This is a genomic window from Streptomyces aquilus (assembly GCF_003955715.1).
In the GTDB taxonomy this organism is placed as follows: domain Bacteria; phylum Actinomycetota; class Actinomycetes; order Streptomycetales; family Streptomycetaceae; genus Streptomyces; species Streptomyces aquilus.
Map to the genome: position 1 here is coordinate 8,474,070 of NZ_CP034463.1, position 21,900 is coordinate 8,495,969.

General features: G+C 70.1%; 18 protein-coding genes. 10 read left to right on the plus strand and 8 right to left on the minus strand.

Annotated elements, in window-relative coordinates; translation table 11 throughout:
• Positions 1 to 17 precede the first annotated feature (17 nt).
• From EJC51_RS38790 to EJC51_RS38800, 4 genes are all read right to left on the minus strand, one after another.
• Positions 18 to 1,403 (minus strand): glycoside hydrolase family 16 protein, encoded by a 1,386-nt coding sequence (locus EJC51_RS38790; protein ID WP_126275344.1) that lies wholly within the window; start codon positions 1,401 to 1,403, stop codon positions 18 to 20.
• Between the two features lie 169 nt (positions 1,404 to 1,572).
• Complete coding sequence (locus EJC51_RS38795) at positions 1,573 to 2,814, minus strand: L,D-transpeptidase (protein ID WP_126275345.1); 1,242 nt, start codon at positions 2,812 to 2,814, stop codon at positions 1,573 to 1,575.
• Positions 2,815 to 2,935: 121 nt separating this feature from the next.
• Positions 2,936 to 3,100 (minus strand): DNA gyrase inhibitor YacG, encoded by a 165-nt coding sequence (locus tag EJC51_RS47965; protein WP_165951105.1) that lies wholly within the window; start codon positions 3,098 to 3,100, stop codon positions 2,936 to 2,938.
• Positions 3,101 to 3,168: 68 nt separating this feature from the next.
• Positions 3,169 to 5,271, minus strand: coding sequence for an MMPL family transporter (locus tag EJC51_RS38800; RefSeq protein WP_126275346.1), 2,103 nt, complete (start codon positions 5,269 to 5,271; stop codon positions 3,169 to 3,171).
• 200 nt (positions 5,272 to 5,471) lie between these two features.
• On the opposite strand from EJC51_RS38800, the gene EJC51_RS38805 reads away from it, so the two are divergent.
• Complete coding sequence (locus tag EJC51_RS38805; protein WP_126275347.1) at positions 5,472 to 5,882, plus strand: VOC family protein; 411 nt, start codon at positions 5,472 to 5,474, stop codon at positions 5,880 to 5,882.
• On the opposite strand, the gene EJC51_RS38810 is transcribed toward EJC51_RS38805, so the two are convergent.
• The 4 genes from EJC51_RS38810 to EJC51_RS38825 form a co-directional block, all read right to left on the minus strand.
• The gene (locus tag EJC51_RS38810; RefSeq protein WP_126275348.1) at positions 5,879 to 6,547 is read right to left on the minus strand and encodes a response regulator; all 669 of its coding nucleotides are present in this window, start codon (positions 6,545 to 6,547) and stop codon (positions 5,879 to 5,881) included. The two genes, EJC51_RS38805 and EJC51_RS38810, sit on opposite strands and share 4 nt — an antisense overlap.
• Entirely contained in the window at positions 6,544 to 7,734 is a 1,191-nt protein-coding gene (locus EJC51_RS38815) for a sensor histidine kinase (RefSeq protein WP_126275349.1), read from the minus strand. The genes EJC51_RS38810 and EJC51_RS38815 overlap by 4 nt, the downstream gene beginning before the upstream one ends.
• 154 nt (positions 7,735 to 7,888) lie before the next feature.
• Positions 7,889 to 8,665: an IclR family transcriptional regulator gene (locus EJC51_RS38820; RefSeq protein ID WP_126275350.1), complete on the minus strand. Its 777-nt coding sequence runs from the start codon at positions 8,663 to 8,665 to the stop codon at positions 7,889 to 7,891.
• Positions 8,662 to 9,081, minus strand: a complete 420-nt coding sequence (locus EJC51_RS38825) for a MarR family winged helix-turn-helix transcriptional regulator (RefSeq protein ID WP_126275351.1) — start codon at positions 9,079 to 9,081, stop codon at positions 8,662 to 8,664. The genes EJC51_RS38820 and EJC51_RS38825 overlap by 4 nt, the downstream gene beginning before the upstream one ends.
• A gap of 221 nt (positions 9,082 to 9,302) precedes the next feature.
• On the opposite strand from EJC51_RS38825, the gene EJC51_RS38830 reads away from it, so the two are divergent.
• The 9 genes from EJC51_RS38830 (at position 9,303) to fxsT (ending at position 21,892) form a co-directional block, all read left to right on the plus strand.
• Positions 9,303 to 10,220, plus strand: coding sequence for an SDR family NAD(P)-dependent oxidoreductase (locus tag EJC51_RS38830; RefSeq protein ID WP_126275352.1), 918 nt, complete (start codon positions 9,303 to 9,305; stop codon positions 10,218 to 10,220).
• On the plus strand, positions 10,220 to 11,095 hold the full coding sequence (locus tag EJC51_RS38835) for an amidohydrolase family protein (protein WP_126275353.1): 876 nt from the start codon (positions 10,220 to 10,222) through the stop codon (positions 11,093 to 11,095). The genes EJC51_RS38830 and EJC51_RS38835 overlap by 1 nt, the downstream gene beginning before the upstream one ends.
• A 10-nt stretch (positions 11,096 to 11,105) precedes the next feature.
• Entirely contained in the window at positions 11,106 to 12,620 is a 1,515-nt protein-coding gene (locus EJC51_RS38840) for an acyl-CoA synthetase (RefSeq protein ID WP_126275354.1), read from the plus strand.
• Entirely contained in the window at positions 12,617 to 13,072 is a 456-nt protein-coding gene (locus EJC51_RS38845; RefSeq protein WP_126275355.1) for a MaoC family dehydratase, read from the plus strand. The genes EJC51_RS38840 and EJC51_RS38845 overlap by 4 nt, the downstream gene beginning before the upstream one ends.
• A gap of 288 nt (positions 13,073 to 13,360) precedes the next feature.
• Positions 13,361 to 13,510 (plus strand): hypothetical protein, encoded by a 150-nt coding sequence (locus EJC51_RS47970; RefSeq protein WP_166682945.1) that lies wholly within the window; start codon positions 13,361 to 13,363, stop codon positions 13,508 to 13,510.
• 20 nt (positions 13,511 to 13,530) lie between these two features.
• Positions 13,531 to 15,684 (plus strand): FxsB family cyclophane-forming radical SAM/SPASM peptide maturase, encoded by a 2,154-nt coding sequence (locus EJC51_RS38850; RefSeq protein ID WP_166682946.1) that lies wholly within the window; start codon positions 13,531 to 13,533, stop codon positions 15,682 to 15,684.
• Positions 15,681 to 16,517 (plus strand): AAC(3) family N-acetyltransferase, encoded by an 837-nt coding sequence (locus tag EJC51_RS38855; protein WP_126275357.1) that lies wholly within the window; start codon positions 15,681 to 15,683, stop codon positions 16,515 to 16,517. The genes EJC51_RS38850 and EJC51_RS38855 overlap by 4 nt, the downstream gene beginning before the upstream one ends.
• Before the next feature lie 60 nt (positions 16,518 to 16,577).
• Positions 16,578 to 17,837 (plus strand): TIR-like protein FxsC, encoded by a 1,260-nt coding sequence (locus EJC51_RS38860; protein ID WP_126275358.1) that lies wholly within the window; start codon positions 16,578 to 16,580, stop codon positions 17,835 to 17,837.
• A gap of 14 nt (positions 17,838 to 17,851) precedes the next feature.
• The gene (gene fxsT / locus EJC51_RS38865; protein ID WP_126275359.1) at positions 17,852 to 21,892 is read left to right on the plus strand and encodes an FxSxx-COOH system tetratricopeptide repeat protein; all 4,041 of its coding nucleotides are present in this window, start codon (positions 17,852 to 17,854) and stop codon (positions 21,890 to 21,892) included.
• Positions 21,893 to 21,900: the final 8 nt, after the last annotated feature.

The following is a 21,900-nucleotide window of genomic DNA, read 5'->3' on the forward strand; positions in this document are numbered from 1 at the left end:
CCTCGTCAACGGGTCTGTCAGTGCCCGAAGTTGAACCAGTTCACGTTCACGAAGTCCGCCGGCTGGCCGCTCGTGAACGTCAGATACACGTCGTGCGTCCCCGTCGCCGACGAGATGTTCGCCGGTACCGTCCGCCAGGACTGCCAGCCCCCGGTGTTGGCCAGGGCGAAGCTGCCGATGGGGGCGTTGGAGCGGCTGTCCAGGCGTACCTCGACCAGGCCGCTGACCCCGCCGCCGGCGCCGCTCGCCACCCGGGCGACGAACTGCGTGGCCGCCGTGGAGCCGAAGTTGACGTTCTGGTAGAGCGCCCAGTCGCCGTTGGCCAGCGCGCCGATGTTCTGACCGCCGCCGGTGTCGGTGGTGGTCTCGGTGATCGTGCCGGACTGGCTGTTGTAGGACTCGGCCTGGATGGTGCTGTAGGCGTCACGGCCGCCCGACGGCGGAGGAGTGGTACCGCCCCCGCCGGCCGACAGCACCTGGACGTAGTCGACCGTCATCGGCACACCGGACTGGGTGCCGCTGTCCAGGCCGCCGCCGAACGCGTCCGGGAACGCGCCGCCCATCGCCACGTTCAGGATGACGAAGAAGCCGTGGTTGGTGGCGTTGGCCCAGGTCGTGGCGTCCATCTGGCTCGCGTTGACCGAGTGGAACTGCGTGCCGTCGACGTAGAAGCGGATCGTCTCGGGGCTCACCGAGCGGTCCCATTCCATGGTGTACGTGTGGAACGCCGACTGGCAGGTCGAGCCCGGACAGGCGACGTTGTTGCCGATGCCCGTCGTCTCGTTGCAGGGGCCGCCCGGGTTGGTGCCGCAGTGCATCGTGGCCCACACGCGGTTCATGCCCTGGACGTTCTCCATGATGTCCAGCTCGCCCACGCCCGGCCAGTTCTGGTAGTTGCCGCGGTAGGGCGCGCCCAGCATCCAGAACGCCGGCCAGTAGCCCTCGGCCGCCGTGCCCGTCACGTTCGGCATCTGGATGCGCGCCTCGACGCGCAACTTGCCGCCGGCCGGGGGCTGGAAGTCGGTGCGGTTGGTCTCGATGCGGCCCGACGTCCACCGGCCGGCGGAGTCGCGGAGCGGGGTGATGCGCAGATTGCCGTTGCCGTCGAGCGCGACGTTGGACGTGCTGTTCGTCATCGTCTCGACCTCGCCGGTGCCCCAGTTGGCGGGGCCGCCGGGGTAGGAAGTGCCGGTCGCGTACTGCCAGTTGGAGGTGTTGACGCCGGTTCCGGCCGAGCCGTTGAAGTCGTCGAGGAAGACCTGGGTCCAGCCCGACGGGGGAGTGGGCGCGGAGGCGTTCGCGGGGAGGGTCGCGGCCGAGGCCACGGCCGCCGCCAGACCGAGCGTGGCGAGGACGGCGACCAGGGCCCGTCGCCGTCTGGGTATGCCGGAGGTGTCGCTCATGGGGGTGCCTCTCGGGTACGGAGATGGGTGCGCGGGTACCTCTTGAGAACCTTTGAGAGCGCTCTCAAAGTGGGCCCAATGTGCTCTCCGCCGGGGAGGCCGTCAAGACTTAAAACAAGGAAAGTCCTTTGACTCCAGGCAAGTTCAGTTCATGAACGGCGCATACGCCCTAAAGCGCGCTGCCCGCCTTCCACTCCGCCCACGACAGGTTCCAGCCGTTGAGCCCGTTCGCCGGATCGACCGTCTTCTCACCGGAGTTCTTCACGATGACGACATCGCCGAGCATCGAGCTCTTGTAGAACCGGTAGCCCGGCACCGAGCTGTCGTTCGCACCCTTGGCGTCATGCAGTCCGACACAGCCATGGCTGGTGTTCCGGCTGCCGAACACCGAGGTGGACGCCCAGTAGTTGCCGTGGATGAAGGTGCCGGAGGTGGTGAGGCGCTGGGCGTGCGGGACGTCGGAGATGTCGTACTCGTCGCCCAGTCCGACGGTGGAGGACTCCATCCGGGTCTCCTTGAACCGCTCGCTGATCACCATGATCCCGGACCAGGTGGTGTGCTCGGCGTCGCCGCCGGAGACGGGATAGGTGGCGTACGTCGCCCCGTCCCGCTTGACCACCATCTCCTTCGCGGACAGGTCGACGGTGCTGATCTGCTCGCGCCCGATGTGGAAGGTGACGTCCTTGGACTGGACGCCGTAGACCCCGTCCGTGCCCTCGACGTCCTTCAGGCGCAGCCCGAGCGTGATGGTCGTGCCGGCCGCCCAGTAGGTCTCGGGCCGGAAGTCGAGGCGGGTGTCGCTGAACCAGTGGCCGACCACCTCGACGGCCGGTTCCGCGGTCACCGTGATCGCCTTCTCGACGGCGGCCTTGTCGGACACGGCGTGCGTGAAGTTGATCGAGACCGGCATGCCGACGCCGGACGTGGAGCCGGCCTCGGGGGTGAAGTAGCCGACGAAGGTCTCGCCGGGCGCCTTGGTGGTGAAGGTCGCGGTCTGCGCGTCGGCGCCCCGCGCCGTCGCCGTCACCGTGTACTTCGTCCCCGAGTACGGGTTCTGTGTCGACGTCCAGGTGGTCCTCGCGTCGTCGAAGGTGCCCTTCAGTGTCGAGCCGTCGTTGCCGCTGACCTCGACGGACGCGAGGGTGCCGTCGGTCACGGTGACCTCGACGGGGCTGGTGAACGCGGCTTTCGTGGTGCCGTCGGCGGGGCTGACCGTGACGACCGGCGTCTTCGGCGCGGCGGACTTCACCGACGCCGTCGCCCCCGTGTCCTTCGCGTCCGTGGCGTCCGCCGTCCCGCCGCACCCGGTGAGCACCGCGGCGGGGACGACGCCGAGCACGCCGAGCACTCCGCGCCGCGACCACCTCGGCGACGATTGGTCGGACGGGTTCGATCGGTGCGAGACGCCCACGGCAGGCCTTCCTGAGATATCCGCCATTGCGTGGGCATCCTGCGTCGCGCAGATGTGCTGATCCTTTGAATCCCCGCGCCGCTTCCTGAGATTCCGGTGAGGACGGGCGCGGGGGCGCGGACTACCAGAAGTCCAGGAACTCGAAGACGGCGTCCATCACCCGGTTCCTGCGCCGATGGGACTTGCTGCAGAAACTCCGCCGGCGCCACCGGCCGTGCGGCTGCTCGACCGGCTTGCCGCACCATTTGCACGGCCGCGTGGGCCGTTCCCCCGTGTCCCCACCCATGAAGAAGACTCTAGCCGTCGCACGGGAAACGGGACCCGGTCGAAAGCCGGGCCCCGCCCACCCCCCCGTCAGACGCTCGTCGGCACCTTCGGCGCGGCCGACGCCTCCTCCCTCAGCCCGAACCGGTCATGCAGCCGCCGCAGCGGCTTCGGCGCCCACCACGCCCGCCGCCCGAGCAGCGCCATCGTCGCCGGCACGAGCAGCATGCGGACGACGGTGGCGTCGATCAGCACCGCGAGGGTGAGCCCCAGTCCGATCTGGAGGATGGGGGAGAAGCCGCCCGTCATGAAGGCACCGAACACGACCGCGAGGAGCAGGGCGGCGCAGGTCACCACCCGGCCCGAGCGGCGCAGCCCGGTCACCACGGCCTCCCGGTCGTCCCCGGTGACCCGGCGGGCCTCCCGCATCCGGGCCAGGATGAACAGCTCGTAGTCCATCGCCAGACCGAAGGCGATCGCGATGATCAGCGGCGGTGCCGTCAGGCTCAGCGCCCCGAGGCCCTCGGCGCCGAGCAGCCCGGCCAGGTGCCCGTCCTGGAACACCCACACCACCGCGCCCAGCGCGGCACCCAGGCTGAGCAGCGTCGTCGCGATCGTGCGCAGCGGGATCAGCACCGAGCCGGTGAAGGCGAACAGCAGGACGAAGATGCCGGCCAGCACGGTCAGCGCGGCCCAGGGCGCCCGGTCGGCGAGCATGGCCCGGAAGTCGACGAGGCGGGCGGCGGGGCCGGTGACCTCGACGGGCGCGTCCCCGCGCAGTTCACGGACCTGCTTCACCAGGTCGGTGGCCGCGTCCCCGTCCATGCTGCCGGACGGCGGCAGCTCCACGACGGTGGTGCCGTTCGGCAGGTCCCGGGACTCGGCGCGTGGTGACAGGGCGCGGATGCGGTCGGCGGTGCCCGCGTCAGCGCCGGGCTTGAGGACGACGGTGACCGTGGACACGCCGGTGCCGGGTGGGAAGTGGGCGTCGACGGTGTCGTACAGCTGCCGTGCCTCGGTGCTCGACGGCAGTTGCCGGGCGTCGCCGATGTTGATCCGCATGCCCGTGACAGGCAGGGTGAGCACGAGCAGCGCCGGGACGATCACCGCCAGGACGGCGACGCGGTTGCGCGCGGAGAACCGGGCGAGGCGGGCGAAGACCCGGCCCTCCTCGTTCTCCGGCCGGTCCTTCGCGGGCGGGATCTTCCGGCCGAAGCGAGCGAGCAGCGCGGGCAGCAGCGTGACCGCGGCGAGCATGTCGACGACGACCACGGCGGCCACCGCGAGGCCCATGCTGCGCAGGAAGACGCTCGGGAAGACCAGCAGCCCGGTCAGGCTGACCGCCACGGTGAGTCCGGAGAACAGCACGGTCCGCCCGGCCGCGGCGACCGTACGGTGCACGGCCTCGACGACGTCCTCCGTCGTCCGGCGTTCCTCGCGGAAGCGGACCAGCATCAACAGGGCGTAGTCCACGGCGAGTCCGAGCCCCAGCATCGTCGTCACCTGGATCGCGTACACGGAGATGTCGGTGACCGAGCTGAACAGGAACAGCGCCAGGAACGCGCCCGCGATGCCGCTCACCGCGATGACGAGGGGCAGCGCGGCCGTGCGCAGTCCGCCGAAGACGACGAGCAGCAGCGCGAGGACCACGGGCAGGGAGATCAACTCCGCGTTCCGGACGTCCTCCTGGGCCCTCTCGCCGATCTGGAGGCCCAGCAACGGGCCGCCGCTGACGTGGACTTCGGGCGCGTCGATCTCCCTGATGCGGTCGGCCGCGTCGTTCACGGTCCGTTCCTCGGCGTCGTCGTCGAGGCCGCCCTTCAGGGCGACGGGGACGAGGAGCGCCCGTCCGTCCTCGGCGGTCAGACCGGGGGTGGTGTACGGGTCCGGTACGGCGGCCACCCCGGCGATCTTCCGTACGTCGGCGACGGCTTGCTCGACCTGGGTCCGCAACGCGGGATCGGTGACGGCGGTGCCCTCGACGACGGCGGTGATCGAGTCGCCGGACGGGTCGACCCGGTCGAGATACTCCGCGGCCGCCTCCGACTCGGTGCCGGGCACCTCGGGCACGTTGTCCGACAGGCGCCCGAAGACACCCGTGCCGAGCCCGAAGCCGAGCAGCAGGAAGAGCACCCACAGGGTGATGACGGTGAGCGGACGGCGCGTGGCCGTCCGGGCGAGTGTGGAGAGCACGGTCCCTCCCGGCGAGACGTCGGTTGACGCCCTCAGACTCGCGGGGGAGGGGGTGGCGCCGGATCGCCGGAGGGAGCGGTTTCCGGGACTCCGTCGTACGGGGGAGACGGCCGCCGGTCTCACTCCTCAGGGGGAGGAACCAACGGACCGGTGGACGAGTTGCCCTCCATGTCAGTGCCCGCGATCGTGAAGGAGCCCGCATGTCCGACGAAACCGCCGTCCGTGAACTCCGCCTCGTCGTCACCGCCGATGACTACGACGAGGCGCTGCGCTTCTACCGCGACGCCCTCGGCCTGCCCGAACGGGCCGCCTTCTCCTCGCCCGACGGCCGGGTCACGATCCTGGAGGCGGGCCGGGCCACGCTGGAGATCACCGATCCGCACCATGCCGCGTTCATCGACGACGTGGAGGTCGGCCGCCGGGTCGCCGGGCACATCCGCGTCGCCTTCCAGGTCGGCGACTCCACCGCCGCGACGGCGACGCTGGCGGCAGCGGGCGCCGAGGTGCTCGCCGAGCCGACCCGCACCCCGTGGAACTCCCTCAACTCCCGTATGGAGGCACCGGGTTCGTTGCAGCTGACGCTCTTCGAAGAGCTCGGGGACATGACCTAAGCCGAGCCCGGCGTCACCAGCCCGGTCTCGTAGGCGCAGATCACGGCCTGCACCCGGTCCCGCAGTCCCAGCTTGCTCAGCACATTGCTGACATGGGTCTTCACGGTGTGCTCGCTGACGAACAGCGTGGTGGCGATCTCCGCGTTGGACAGCCCCCGCGCCAGCATCCGCAGCGTCTCCACCTCGCGGGCGGTCAGCACGTCCAGGCGGTCCGGGGTGACCTCGGCCGTGGCCTCCTCCCGCCGGCGGCGCACGATGTCCGCGACCAGCCGGCGGGTCACGGCGGGCGCGAGCAGCGAGTCCCCGGCGGCGACGACCCGCACGGCGTGCACCAGGTCGTCCCGGCGCACGTCCTTCAGCAGGAAACCGCTGGCGCCCGCGTACAGGGCCTCGTAGACGTACTCGTCCAGGTCGAACGTGGTCAGCATGACGACCTTGCACGCGGACTGCCCGCACACCCGGCGGGCCGCCTCCAGGCCGTCCATCACCGGCATGCGGATGTCGAGGAGCAGCACGTCCGGCGCGTGCCGCTGCACCGCGGCGACGGCCTCGGCGCCGTCCCCGGCCTCGGCGACGACCTCGATGTCCGCCTGCGCCTCCAGGATCATGCTGAAGCCGCTGCGGACGAGTTCCTGGTCGTCGGCGACGACCACCCGGATGCTCACCCGAGGGCCGCCTGCCGGTCACCGGCCGGGAGGCGTACGACGACCCGGAAGCCGCCGTCCGGGCCGCGCCCGGCACGAGCCTCGCCGCCGCAGGCGGCCGCCCGCTCCCGGATGCCGATCAGCCCGTGTCCGCGGGGTCCCCCTGCCGAACCTGTGGGGCCGGCTCCGTCGTCCGTCACCGTCAGCGTCAACGCCTCCTCCGTCCAGTCGAGTTCGACGGTCGCGGAGGAAGCGTACGCGTGCTTGACGGTATTGGTGAGCGCCTCCTGCACCACCCGATAGGCGGCGATGTCGGTGTCCGGTGGGAGGGGAAGCGGCTCGCCGGTCGTGCTCAACCGCACCCGCAGGCCGGTGGATTCACCCACCTGTCGGACCAGCGCCGGCAGTGCCCGGATGCCGGGCTGCGGTGAAGTCCCGTTGCGCTGCTCCTCCTTGAGGACGCCGAGGATGCGGCGCAGCTGTGCCATCGCGTCCCGGCCCGCCCCCGCGATCGCGTCGAACGCGGCCTCCGCGCGCGCCGGATCACTGCGGACCACCACCGGACCGGCCTCGGCCTGCACCACCATCAGGCTCACCGCGTGGGCCAGGATGTCGTGCATGTCCCGGGCGATCCGGGCCCGCTCCTGCGCCGTCGCCCGCGCAGTGTCCGCGGCCCGCTCCCGCTCCAACCGCCGCGCCCGGTCCTCCAGTTCGGCGGTGTAGGCGCGCTGGACCCGGGCCAGCACACCGAACGCGTAGGCGCAGGCCACGCTCATCAGCTGGAAGGCGTACTCGAAGGGTTCCGGGCTCTCCTTGTGCGTCATGACGAGCGTGACCCCGATCGTCCAGCCCACCAGCATGAAGCGCCGCTGCCAGGGCGTGCCGAGGGCGGCCATGGTGTACAGGACCACGAACCCGCCGTACATCAGGTCCGGCGGCGGCGCGTGGTACAGCGCCTGGGCGGGGGTGGCCACCGACACCGCGCAGGCCATCGCGAACGGCGCCCGGTGCCGCCAGATCAGGGGGACGGCGGTGGCGGCGCCGAGCAGCCAGCCCTGCCAGGTCAGCCGGTCGTCCCCCTCGTCGGGGAAGATCCACTGAAGCGAGGCGGCGAACAGCACGAGGGCGGCGAGCGCGGTGTCGACGACGTACGGATTCGCCGTACGCACCCGCTTGACCAGCGGTGCGAACCAGGGGTGAGCGGACATCGGCGGCTCCTCGGGGCAGGGGCCGTTCCAGTATCGCGAGCGGTCCGGGGCGCGGCCTCGCCGGTGAGAGGGATATCCGCGCACCAGTCAGCGGGGCGCGGTCATGATCGGCTTCCCGGCCCGCCGGCGCCGGCAACTGCCCCGGCCCGGACCCTCACTTCTCCGGCCGCCACCCCAACGCCCGCGATATCCCGCGCGCGGCGACCCGCACCGCCGGTACCAACACCGGTACCTGCGCGGCGACTTGGGGCACCACGATCGACACGGCGGCCACCACCGCCCCGCCGGTCCCGCGCACGGGGGCGGCCACCGACAGCGCGTCGTCGGTGACCTGGCGGTCGCTCACCGCCACCCCCGTGCGCCGGGTCTCGGCCAGGGCCCGGCGCAGTCGTGCCGGGTCCGTGATCGTGTACGGGGTGAAGGAGGCGAGGGTGCCCGCGCAGTACCGCTCCTGGAACTCCGGGGTGTCATGGGCGAGCAGCGCGAGCCCGACGCCGGTGGCGTGCAGCGGCCAGCGGGCGCCGACCCGGATGTGCACGCCGACCGACGAACGCCCCGACAGCCACTCGATGTAGACGACGTCCGTGCCGTCCCGGACCGCCAACTGCACGTTCTCGTGCGTCGCTTCGTACAGGTCCTCCAGATACGGCAGCGCGATCTGCCGCAGCGCGAGCCCGCGCGGGGCGAGGGCGGCGACCTCCCACAGCCGCAGGCCCACGTGGTAGACGCCGGAGTCGTCCCGCTCCAGGGCGCCCCACTCGGTGAGGGCGCCCACGAGCCGGTGCGCGGTGGTCAGGCTCAGCCCCGCCCGGCGGCTGATGTCCGTCAGGCTCAGCGCCGGGTGCCCGTGGTCGAACGCGCCCAGCACGGACAGCAGCCGCTCGGGCGCGGTGGCGGCGTCGCGTGAGCGGACCCTCGGCTGACCGGTCATGGCTGGTCGGCGATCCTCAGCAGCAGCGCGTGCAGCGCGTCGCGCTCCCCGGCGTCCAGCGGCTCCAGCAGGTCGTTGGTCACCCGCCGTCCCGCCTCGTCGGTGTCGCGGAGGAAGGCGCGGCCCTTCTCGGTGAGGACGACGATCTTGCTGCGGCGGTCGTCGGGGGAGGGCCGGCGCTCGGTGAGGTCCAGCTTCTCCAGGTCGTCGACCAGGCCGACGATCGCGCTCGGGTCGTAACCGAGTCGGGTGCTCAGCTCCCGCTGGAGGGCGCCCGCGGAACCGGCGAGATAGCGCAGCACCGCGTAGTGGCGCAGCCGCAGCCCGGACTCCTGGAGGAACGTGTTGAAGAGCTGACCCGAGCGGAGTCCCAGGCGGTAGAGCAGATAGCCGGTGTCCGCGTGCAGCCCGCGCATCCACGGCTCGTCCGCGTCGATGGGCTTGGGGGTGGCGTGCTGGCGAGTGATGGCGGGCTCCCTGGGTCGCGGTACCGGCGTGCAGATTCCAGCATGACGCACCCGTGGGTCGCCAACAACTATTGACGTCAACAATTATTGCTCTTAGCTTCGATCTCGAAGCCGCAGCGACGCGCCTCCAGGGCGCGTCCCCCGCATCAGCTCGTGAAGGGACCTCCCCCGTGCCCAGCATCGATCTCTCCGGCAAGGTCGCCGTCGTCACCGGCAGCGGCCGGGGCCTCGGCCTCGCCTATGCGCACGCCCTCGCCGCCCACGGCGCCTCCGTGGTCGTCAACGACGTCGACGAGGCCGTGGCCGAGCAGGCCGTGAAGTCCATCGCCGAGGCCGGCGGCACGGCCGTCGCCGAGGTCGTCCCGGTCGGCACCAGCGAGGCGGCACAGCGCCTGGTCGACCGGGCCGTGGCGGAGTTCGGACGGCTCGACGTCCTGGTCACCAACGCGGGCATCCTGCGCGACAAGGTGCTGTGGAAGATGACCGACGACGACTTCGACGCGGTGATCACCACCCATCTCAAGGGCACCTTCACCTGCGCCCGTGCCGCGGCCGTCCGCATGCGCGAGCAGGGCGAGGGCGGCTCGCTGATCCTGGTCGGCTCCCCGGCCGGCCAGCGCGGCAACTTCGGCCAGACCAACTACGCCGCCGCCAAGGCCGGCATCGCCGCCATGGCCCGTACCTGGTCCATGGAGCTGGGGCGCGCGGGCATCACCGTCAACGCCATCGTGCCGGTCGCCGCGACCGCGATGACCGAGACCATCCCCGCCTTCGCCCCGTACATCGAGGCCATGAGGAACGGCGAGCCGCTCCCGGACTTCCTGCGCAAGGGCGAGGGCTTCGGCACCCCCGAGGACTGCGCCGCCCTCGTCCCCTTCCTCGCCTCCGAGGCCGCCCGCTCCATCACCGGCCAGGCCATCGGCATCGGCGGCGACAAGGTGGCACTCTGGTCGCATCCGCAGGAGATCAAGGCGGCGTACGCCGACGGCGGCTGGACCCCGGACACCCTCGCCGACGCCTTCCCCACCTCGGTCGGCGCCGAACTCCAGTCGGTCGGCATCCCGGCCCCGAAGCTCCCGGAGGCGTGATGGACATCGACGAACTGGTCGCCATCGACGTACACACCCATGCGGAGGTCTCGTCGAAGGGCCACTCCTCCCTCGACGACGACCTGCACGACGCCTCCTCCGCCTACTTCAAGGTCGAGGGCAAGCGGAAGCCGACGCTGGAGGAGACGGCCGCCTACTACCGCGAGCGGAAGATGGCCGCCGTGATCTTCACGGTCGACGCCGAGTCCGCGACCGGCACCGCGCCGGTCCCGAACGAGGAGGTCGCGGAGGCGGCCGCCGCGAACGCGGACGTCCTGATCCCCTTCGCCTCCATCGACCCCTTCCGCGGCAAGGCGGGCGTCAAGCAGGCCCGCCGCCTGGTCGAGGAGTACGGGGTGAAGGGCTTCAAGTTCCACCCCAGCATCCAGGGCTTCTTCCCCAACGACCGCTCGGTGGCGTACGACCTCTACGAGGTCATCGAGGAGACCGGCACGATCGCCCTCTTCCACACCGGCCAGACGGGCATCGGCGCCGGAGTCCCGGGGGGCGGCGGCATCCGCCTGAAGTACTCCAACCCCCTCCACGTGGACGACGTGGCGGCCGACTTCCCGCACCTGAAGATCATCCTGGCGCACCCGTCCTTCCCCTGGCAGGACGAGGCCCTCGCGGTCGCCACCCACAAGCCGGGCGTCCACATCGACCTCTCCGGCTGGTCCCCGAAGTACTTCCCGCCGCAGCTCGTCCAGTACGCCAACACCCTGCTCAAGGACAAGGTCCTCTTCGGCTCCGACTTCCCCGTCCTCACCCCCGACCGCTGGCTCGCCGACTTCGGGAAGCTGTCGATCAAGGACGAGGTGAAGCCGAAGATCCTCAAGGAGAACGCCGCCCGCCTGCTCGGGCTGACAAAGTCATAAGGGGCCGTACATGCGCAACGAGGGACTGGGGTCGTGGCCCGCACGCCGGGCCCGCAAGACCCCGCACCGCACCGCACTGGTGCACGGCGACACGACATGGACGTACGCCCAGCTGTACGAGCGCACGACCCGCCTCGCGCACGCCCTGCGGGCCCGGGGCGTCCGCCGCGGCGACCGGATCGCCTACCTCGGCCCGAACCACCCCTCCTACCTGGAGACGCTGTTCGCGGCGGGCACCCTCGGCGCGGTCTTCGTCCCGCTCAACATCCGCCTCGCCGGCCCGGAGATCGCCTACCAGCTCGCCGACTCCGGCGCCAAGGCGCTCGTCTACGGCCCCCAGTACGCGGGCCTGGTCGCGGGCCTGCCGGGCGACACGGACGTACGGTCGTACGTGGAGGTGGGCGCCGAGTACGAGGAGGAGCTGGCGAGGTCCTCCAGCGAGCCGATCGACCAACCGGTGACGCCCGACGACACCTGCATCATCATGTACACCTCGGGGACGACGGGCCGTCCCAAGGGCGCGATGCTCACCCACGGCAACCTGACCTGGAACGCGATCAACGTCCTGGTCGACCACGACCTGATCGCCGACGAACGTGCCCTGGTCTCGGCCCCGTTGTTCCACACGGCGGGCCTGAACATGCTGACCCTGCCGGTGTTGTTGAAGGGCGGCACCTGCGTCCTGGTGGAGGCCTTCGACCCGTCGGCGACCTTCGACCTGATCGAACGCCACCGGATCACCTTCATGTTCGGCGTCCCGACGATGTTCGAGCAGGTCGCCCGCCACCCGCGCTGGCCGGACGCGGACCTCTCCTCCCTCCGCATCCTCACCTGCGGCGGCTCACCGGTCTCCACCTCGATGATCGCGGCATACCAGGAACGCGGCCTGAACTTCCTCCAGGGCTACGGCATGACGGAAGCCGCCCCCGGCACGCTCTTCCTGGACGCCGAACACGCGGTCGCCAAGGCCGGTTCGGCGGGCGTACCGCACTTCTTCAGCGACGTACGGGTCGTACGTCCGGACATGGCACCGGTCGACGTCGGCGAGACCGGCGAGGTGGTGATCCGCGGCCCCCATGTCATGCCCGGCTACTGGGGGTTGCCGGAGGAGACGGCCGCCTCCTTCACGGACGGCTGGTTCCGCAGCGGGGACGCCGCCCGTGTCGACGAGGACGGCTATGTCTTCATCGTCGACCGCATCAAGGACATGATCATCTCGGGTGGCGAGAACATCTACCCCGCCGAGATCGAGGACCTGCTCCTCACCCACCCCGACATCGTCGAGTGCGCGGTCATCGGCGTGCCGGACGACAAGTGGGGCGAGGTGCCGCGCGCGGTCGTGGTCCCCCGCGAGGGCGCCTTCCTCGACCCCGACGCGGTACTGGCCTCCCTGGCCGGCCGCCTCGCCAAGTACAAGATCCCCAAGTCGGTGGTCATCGCGGCCGAGTTGCCGCGCACCGCCTCCGGAAAACTCCTCAAGTCCCGCGTCCGTACCCGGTACGGCCACAGCGAAGGAACCTCATGAGCATCACCGTCAACGGCCTCGACGAACTCAAGAAGCTGGCCGGCAGCGACCTGGGCACCAGCGCGTGGATCGAGGTCACCCAGGACCGCATCAACACCTTCGCCGACGCGACGGGCGACCACCAGTGGATCCACGTCGACCCGGAACGCGCGGCCGAGGGCCCCTTCGGCGCCCCGATCGCACACGGCTATCTGACCCTCTCCCTGTTCATCCCCCTGTTCACTGAACTGCTGGACGTCCAGGGCGTCACGACAAAGGTCAACTACGGCCTGAACAAGGTCCGTTTCCCGTCCCCGGTGAAGGTGGGCTCACGCATCCGACTGGTGGCGAAGCTGGCGGACGTCGAGGACGTGCCGGGTGGAGTCCAGATCACGGTCGACGGGGCGATCGAGATCGAGGGCGGGGGGAAGCCGGCGGCGGTGTTGCAGAGTCTTTCGCGGTTCTACGCCTGAGCAGCCGGACGCGAGGGGCGGACGGCCGGGCTCAAAGCTGATTCGAGGGGCGCTCCAGGCGCACACCCGTTAATCTGACCAAGGCTGTCCACCCCCGGAGAGATCGGTCACCCGACAGGAGCCAGTTTCGGGTCGCGTGTATCCGTGGTGGCTTGCCTGGCCTTATTGTGCAGCCAAAAGCCGCTTCGTCGAATCGGCGAAGGGTTCCTCACCTCTGCCCTCCGGGGCCTCAAAACTCCGACAAGGAATGCCGTGACCATTCCAGCAAGAACCACTGCAGGCACGTCTGTGCAGTCGGTAGGCGTCACCGAGCCGCCCAAGGCCTCGGTGCGTTTCGACGCTCCGCACGACCCGAAGAGCGTCCGAGGGATGCGTCGCGCCCTGTCGGCCCGCCATGTGCCCAAAGAGGCCGGGGTGACCTTCAACTCCTCCATCTGACGGCAGTAACCACTTCCATCGTGACCAGTTCGCCCGTTCCGCTACGGCAGCTCGTACTCAAGGTGCACAGCAGGTGCGATCTCGCCTGCAAACACTGTTACGTGTATGAGGGGGCCGATCAGAGCTGGAGCGACCGGCCCAAGGCGATCTCGGAAGAGACGATCTCCTGGACGGCACTCCGGCTGGCGGAACACGCCAAGCGCCATATGCTCGCCTCCGTGCAGGTGATTTTGCACGGAGGCGAGCCTTTGTTGGTCGGCCCGACCCGCTTACGTCACATCTGCGAACAGCTGCACACGGCCCTGGACGGTGTGTGTGATCTCGAACTCCGTGTCCACACCAACGGCGTTCAGCTGAGCGAGCGCTACCTCGATCTGTTCGCCGAGTTCGGCGTCGGGGTGGGGATCTCGCTGGACGGAGATCGGTCGGCCAATGATCGATACCGCGTCTACGCGGATGGCCGAAGCAGCTACGACAAAGTGCTCAGAGCGATCGATCGGCTGAACGAGGATCGCTACCGTCATCTGTTCAAGGGCATCCTCTGCACCGTCGACGTACGCAATGATCCACTCGCCGTCTATGACGCGCTGGCCGAGACTCGGGCGCCTCGCATCGACTTCCTGCTGCCCCACGCGACGTGGGACACCCCACCCCTGCGTCCGGAGGGTGCGGCCACCCCGTACGCGGGCTGGCTGCTGGCCGTCCACGACCGTTGGAGCGCACAGGGCCGTCCGATGCCGGTGCGGCTGTTCGATTCGGTGATCAGTACGCTCGGCGGCGGTCCGAGCCTCACCGAGGCCATGGGGCTGGAGTCCGCCGACGTCGTCGTGGTGGAGACCGACGGCAGCTATGAACAAGCCGACTCGCTCAAGATCGCCTACGACGGGGCACCCGCCACCGGACGGACGGTCTTCCGCCACACCTTCGACGAGGTGGCGGACCATCCCGGGATGATCGCTCGACAGCAGGGGCTGGACGGCCTGTGTGAGCAGTGTCGCGCCTGTCCGGTGGTGCGGTCCTGCGGCGGTGGGCTGTTCGCCCACCGACATCGCAGCGACGGGACGGGATTTGACAATCCGTCAGTCTATTGTGCGGACCTCCTGGAGCTGATCCGCTCGCTCGACGCCCGCACCGCTGTCGGCATGGACCGGCCGATCGAAGGCTTCGACGCCCTCGCCGACGGCTCGGACGACGGCACCGCGGCGCGGGTGCTCCTCGAGACCAGGCAATCCGTCACGCTGGAAATGATCACCTCGATCGAGCGGAAGCGGGCGCCGGACGACCGGGAGGTCTGGGACGCCGCCTGGCGGCTGGCCCTGGACCTGGGCGCGCGAGACGGTGCGCTCCTCGCACCTCTCGTAGCCCATCCGTATGCCCGCACCTGGGCCGTGCGCTGCCTGGACGGCTCGGCTCCACCCGATCACCTGGCCTCTCTGGTGGCGGCCGTCGCCTTCCCGGCGGGAGCTGCCGACGCGATGGTGGTGCCCGTGCGCGACGGGTACGCCCATCTGCCGATGCTCGGGCGCCTGCGCGCGCCCGTGGCCTCCGGCAACGTCGTCTCCGGGAACCTGCGGGTGACCAGGGACCAGCTGGTCGACGGGACGGCGGGCTGGGAAGGCGTACGCCGGATCCAGGTCGCCGGGGTGGACATCGCTCTGGACGACGTCGACCTCTACCGGGACTGTTTCGGCGGCTTGGCCGCGGAGCGGTTGCCGGACGAGGACGTCGCACGATGGCAGCACGTGCTGCCGCAATCCTGGGCGCACATCCGCGCGTCCCTGCCTGCCGTCGCCACCGCCATGGCGGCGCACGTACGGACCGTCACCCCGCTCGTCGCCGACCCCGCGCCCGAACTCGTTGTCCCGGAAGGCGGGTTCACCGCCCTCGGGCTGCGTTTCGCCCCCGATCCGGTGCGCATGGCGGTGGACCTGGTCCGTGGGTTCCGGCTGGGTCTCCTGGACGCCCTGCTGGACGTGTGCGAACTGTACGACGAGGCGGACACCCGGACCGCCGAACTGCTCGCCGACACCTACGCGCGACTGGCCACCGACCCGCTACGGAGCGATCCTGAGGCCGTGCGCCGCACCCGATCGCAGTGGGCACAGCTGTCGGCCACGGCCTCGCTGAGTCCGCTCGGGCGGCGATTCGTCGACGGCATGGGGAGGGGACTGTGACCGACGACCGGTCGCTCGTCGAGGGGCTGGAAAGGCTGGGCGTTCGCCCCGGGGCGACTCTTCTGGTGCACGCGTCCCTGCGCCGGCTGGGCACGGCGCCCGACGCGGTCCTGGCGGCTCTGCTCGACGCGCTGGGCCCCGAAGGGACGGTGGTCGTGCCGACGTTCACCGCCGGCAACTCCGACACCTCACGGGCGTACCGGGAAGCCACTCGGCACATGACGAGGCGTCAGCGTCACGCGTACCTGGCGGAGATGCCGGCGTTCGACCCGGCGGTCACGCCCTCCGAGGACATGGGCCGGCTCGCTGAGACCGTGCGGTGCGCGCAGGGTGCGGTGCGCAGCGGACACCCGCAGACGTCTTTCGCCGCCTTGGGCGCGCGTGCGGCCGAGTTGGTGGCCGGGCACGACGAGACCTGTCACCTCGGCCCGCGGTCTCCGCTCGGCCGGCTGTACGACACCCGGGCCCAGGTGCTGTTCCTCGGTGTGGGGTACGAGAGCTGCAGCGCCTTCCATCTCGCCGAGTACCGCGTCGACGGCGCGCCCCGGAAGGAATACCGCTGTGTGGTGCTGCGGGACGGGGCGCGGCACTGGATGGCGTACAAGGACGTCGACCTCGACGACGAGGACTTCGGAGCGCTCGGAGAGGCCTTCGAGGCGCGCCACGCCCCTGGTGCCGGATCCGTCGTGTGCCGCGGGCAGGTCGGATACGCGGACGCCCGGCTGTTCCCCGTGCGGGAGGCCGTGGACTTCGCCGTCACATGGCTGGCCGGAAATCGTCCACTCGGCATTCACACGGACCCATCACAAAACGCTGCACGGTTCCTACACTGAGTGTCCGCCCCTCGCGGGACGGAGGCGGGATCGGGGGATCGCGTGGTGCCGACGGAATCCATGGGGACAGCGTCCAAAGGGCCCTACTTCTTTCTCAGTTACGCCCACACCCCCTCGGACGGCCTGGGCAAGTCCGAACCCAACTTATGGGTCCGCCGCCTCTACGGCGATCTGTGCGCCCATATAAGGGAAATGACGACCGTGCAGGGCGATCTGGCGGGGTTCATGGACAGCACCTCGATACGCACCGGTGACGACTGGCCCACCGCGCTCGCCGAATCCCTCGCCGCCTGCCGGGTGTTCGTGCCGCTGTACTCCCCGCGCTACTTCATCAGCCCTTGGTGCGGCAAGGAATGGACAGTGTTCAGCCGTCGGCAGGCCACGGGTCAGGGCGAGCGGCGCATCGGTGCGACGAGCGCGGTGGTCCCGGCCCTCTGGTCGCCGGTGCGCGATCACCAACTCCCCCTGTGTGTGCGGAATGTGCAGTACACGCACTCCGAACTAGGGCACCGCTATCAGGAGTACGGACTGTACGGCCTGGTAAAGGTCAGCTCGTTCCGTGCCGACTATCAGCGCGCCGTACTCCATCTGGCCCGCCGTATCGTCGAGATCGGTGAGACTGTCGCCGTGGAACCCGGTACCCATGCGCACCTGCAGGGGGCGGACGACGCCTTCGCCCCCGAGCCCGCGCTGCCGACGGGGCCGACGCTGCGGATCACCGTGGCCGCCGGCGCTCTGGGCAGGCTGCCGGAGAGACGCAGCCCGCTCTACTACGGGCCCACGCCGCTGCACTGGAACCCCTATCACCCCGAGTCCGCCTACCCGCTGGTCACGCTGGTCGCCAATATTGTCGAAGGCCTCAACTACCGTGTGATCGTGCGTGAGTTGGACCAGGAAGCGGACCTGGTCGACGGTCCGGAGATCCTGCTGCTCGATCGCTGGGTGCTCCGCGACCCCAAGCACCGCGCGCGGCTGCGGGAGCTGGACACAGAACACCGCTCGTCGACCGGTCTGGTGGTGCCGTGGAACAGCGCGGACCCCGACGGCAGTGCCGGGCAGCACGAACTGGCCGCCGCGGTCGACGAGGCCCTGCCGCGCGCCACCAGCCTGCAACGGCAGGGTGGGAGGGCCGGTGCCCTGAGCATCCCGGACCTCGGATCCTTCAGGGCGCTGCTGCCGCAGGTGGTCGAAGCGGCGGCGAACTCGTACCTCTCCAGCGCCGGGACAGCACTGCCCGGCGAGAGCACTCCGCGCTTCAAGCTGGGCGCCGCCGGGCCGCCGCCGGGCGCGTCCCCCACTTGGGCACGGCCGGGACTTTGAGGAGGAAGTCCGCGATGAGCAGCCTCGACGAACCGAACGGCCGCCAGGGTCGCATCGTGACGTTCTACTCGTACAAGGGCGGAACCGGCCGGACGATGGCCCTCGCCAACACCGCTTGGATCCTTGCCGCCAACGGCAAACGGGTGCTCGCCGTGGACTGGGATCTGGAGGCCCCTGGCCTGCACCGGTTCTTCCATCCCTTTCTCGACCCGGCGACCCTCGGCGCCACCACCGGCGTCATCGACCTGCTGAAGGACTACGCGTGGGCCGCGGTCGGCGAAGGCGCGACCGAGGATCGGCCGCCGCACTGGTACCGCGACTACGCGCGCGTCCAACGTCACGCCGTCTCGCTGGACTGGTCCTTCCCCGAGCCTGGCACGCTCGACCTGGTGACCGCCGGCCAGCAGGACCGCGACTACTCGGCGACCGTGAGCACCTTCGACTGGGACAACTTCTACGAACGCCTCGGTGGCGGCGAGTTCTTCGACGCGTTACGCGAGGACATGCGCGAGAACTACGACTACGTCCTCATCGACAGCCGCACCGGTCTGTCCGACATCGCCGACATCTGCACCGCCCACCTGCCCGACATCCTGGTCGACTGCTTCACTCTCAGCGGTCAGAGCATCGACGGCGCCTCCTTTGTCGCCCGCGACATCCACGAACGGTTCCACCGGCGCCGTATACGCATCCTGCCCGTCCCCATGCGCATCGATGAAGGGGAGAAGGAGAAGGCCGACGCCGGACGGTCGCTGGCCCGGGCGAAGTTCGACGGCTTCCCCGCCGGCATGACCGAAGAGGAACTCACCGCGTACTGGGGTGCCGTGGAGGTCCCGTACCGGCCCTACTACGGGTACGAGGAGACACTGGCCACCTTCGGTGACGCGGCCGGCGCGAACCCCACCTCCCTGCTGTCGGCCTTCGAACGGCTCAGCAGCGTCATCAGCGACCGGGACGTCACCTCGCTGCCCGCGGTCGACGAGGAGGAGCGTCGGCGCATCAACAAGATGTTCACCCGCACGCGCTCACACCTTCCCACGGACCTGCACCTCAGCTATGTCTCCGAGGACCGGATGTGGGCCGAGTGGATCGCCGCGCTGCTGACCCGCGCGGGATTCCGGGTGATGCCGAAATACGTCGGCGCCGAGGGCGACGGCGCGGAGAACCCGGCCGACCGTACCGTCGTCGTGGTCTCGGCGGCCTACCAGCGCTCCGGACGAGCCCGCCAGGTCTGGGAGGCCGCCACCGGCGGTGACCCCACGGGACGCCGTCAGGTGGTCGGGGTCCGCGTCGGCGACTTCCGGCTGGCGCCCGCCTTCAGTGAGTCGGCCTCGGTCGACCTCGTCCGCACCACGGAGAAGAACGCCGCGTCCACCCTGCTGAGGGCACTGGGCAAGCCGTCCCTGCCGGCCGACCTGCCCGATGACGAGGTGACTCCCGATGCCCGGTTCCCGGGCAACACGCCGCGGTTCTGGAACGTGTCGCCGCGCAACGCTTCCTTCACCGGCCGGTCCGCGCTGCTGGAGCGGCTGCGTGACGGCCTCACCGGCAGCGGTTCCGCCGAATCCTCGCCGGTGTACGCCCTGTCCGGGCTGGGCGGTGTCGGCAAGACGCAGATCGCTCTGGAGTACGTGCACCGGTTCGCCGCCGACTACGACCTGGTGTGGTGGATCCCCTCCGAACAGAACGAACTCATCGTCTCCTCGCTGGCCACGCTCGCCGGCCGGCTCGATCTGCGGGTCGGCGACGAGGCGGCGCAGGTGGCGCAGGAGGTGCGCGACCATCTGCGGCAGTCGAGCCCGACCCTGCGCTGGCTCCTCGTCTTCGACAACGCCGACGAGCCGCAGGAGGTCAGCCAGCACTTCCCCGGAGGCAGCGGGCATGTCCTGGTGACCTCGCGCAACCAGACCTGGCTCCAGTTCGGCAAGGCCCTTGAGATCGACCCGTTCCTGCGCGAGGAGAGCGTCGAGCATCTGCGACGCCGGGCGGCGGACCTTTCGGACGAGGACGCCGACCGGGTGGCCGCCGCGGTGGGAGACCTGCCGCTCGCTCTCGACCAGGCCGGCGCCTGGCTCGCCGAGACCGGTACGCCGGTCGACACCTATCTGGCGGAACTGGATCAGCAGGCCGAGCGGGTCCTGTCCCTGAGCCAGCCCGCCAACTACCCGAAGCCGGTCGGGGCGACCTGGAACGTCTCCATCGAACGGCTCAAGCAGCGTTCACCGGCAGCCGTACGACTGCTGCAACTGTGCGCCTTCTTCGCGGCCGAACCCATTTCGCTGAAGCTGCTCTACGGCGACGAGATGATCCGCGTCCTCGCCAGCGAGGACCCCACTCTGCAGGAGAAGATGGTCCTCGGCCAGGTGATCCGGGAGATCGGCCGGTTCGCACTGGCCAAGGTCGACCGGGCCACCGAGTCGATCCAGGTGCACCGGTTGGTGCAGGCCGTCATCCGCTCCCAGCTCAGCGCGAAGGAGCAGGAAGAGGCCCAGCACGTCGTCCACCGCATCCTGGCCGGGGCGCGGCCCTCGGGCGAGGAGCCGATCGACGACCCGTCGAACCAGGCCGACTTCGCGGCGATCTGGCCGCACCTGGAAGCCTCCGAGGCGAGTACGTGCGACGAGACCGAGACGCGACAGCTGCTCATCGACCGACTGCGCTATCTGTGGCGACGTGGTGACCTGATCTCGGCATTCTCCCTCGGCGAGGAACTGCAGGCACTGTGGAGGCGCCAGCTCGCGAGGCGCCGTGCGGACGTCGTGCAGTTGGAACGAGCGATCGCGGAGAGTGACGCGGCCGCCGGCTCACGGGACGAACTCGTGCTGGCGCGGCGCAACGCCGACAACCTGGAGGCCCAACTGCTCCACCTGCGGTTCCACATCGGGAACGTGCTGCGGACGATGGGCAAGTACGTGGAGGCGGAGGAGCTGGGCTCCGAGACCCTGGACCGCCAACGCGCTCTGCTGGCCCCGGGGCATCCGCACATCCTCATGACGGCCAGCGCGCTCGCGATCGACCTCGGCAGCGTCGGCCGCTTCGACGACGCCCTGGCGATGGCGACGGAGGCGCACTCGGGCTTCCTGGAGACCCTCGGAGAGGATCACCCCCGCACTCTCAGTGCCAAGAACAACCGTGCCCTGTGCCTGCGCCAGCTCGGCCGCTACGCCGAAGCCCGCGACGTGGACCAGGAGATCTACGATCGCCGTCGCAACGACCTGGGCGCCGACCACCCGTCCACGCTGAGCAGCGTCACCAACCTGGGCCGGGATCTGCGGGAACTCGGTGAGTACCGTGACTCGATCGCGCTCCTGAGCACCGGTTACGAGTCGTACCTCCGCAGGTTCGGCGACTCCCATCCCGACACCCTGCGTACCGCGAAGAGCCTCGCGGTGTCGCTTCGCAAGGCCGGACGGGTCGAGGAGGGACGGGACCTGACCCGGCAGACCCGCGACCACTACCGGCTGCGAGGCACCGCACAGACGACCCCGGACGTGCTCGACTGCACCCTGAACTACGCGACGGACCTGTACGCCATCGGGTCCCGTGCCGAGGCGCTCGCGCTGGCGCAGGACACGGTACGCCAGTACCAGTCAGCACCCGGCCAGCGGCATCCGTCCACGCTGGCCGCGATCAACAACCTCGGGATCTTCCTGCGCGGATGCAGGGAGACGGTCCCGGCGCGCGCGCTGATGGAACAGAACTTCGCCACCCTGCGTGAGGTGCTGGGCGACCGCCACCCCTACACCCTGGCCTGTGCGGTGAACCTCGCCAACATCCAGGCCGAACTGGGTGAACTGCACGAGGCCGAGAAGCTCGAGCGGATGGCCGTGGCCGGGTTCCAGGGAGCCCTGGAGGTGGATCACCCCGACACCATTGTGGCCCGCGCCAACCTGGCCGTGACACTGCGCGCACTGGACCGGCTCCCGGAGGCGGACCAGCTCAGGGAGAAGGCCCATGCCGATCTCATGCGGCTGCTGGGGGAGGACCATCCGCACACGGTGAGCGTGCGCGAGGGCAAGCGCATCCACCGGGACCTGGAACCCTTGCCGGTCTGAGCGGCCTC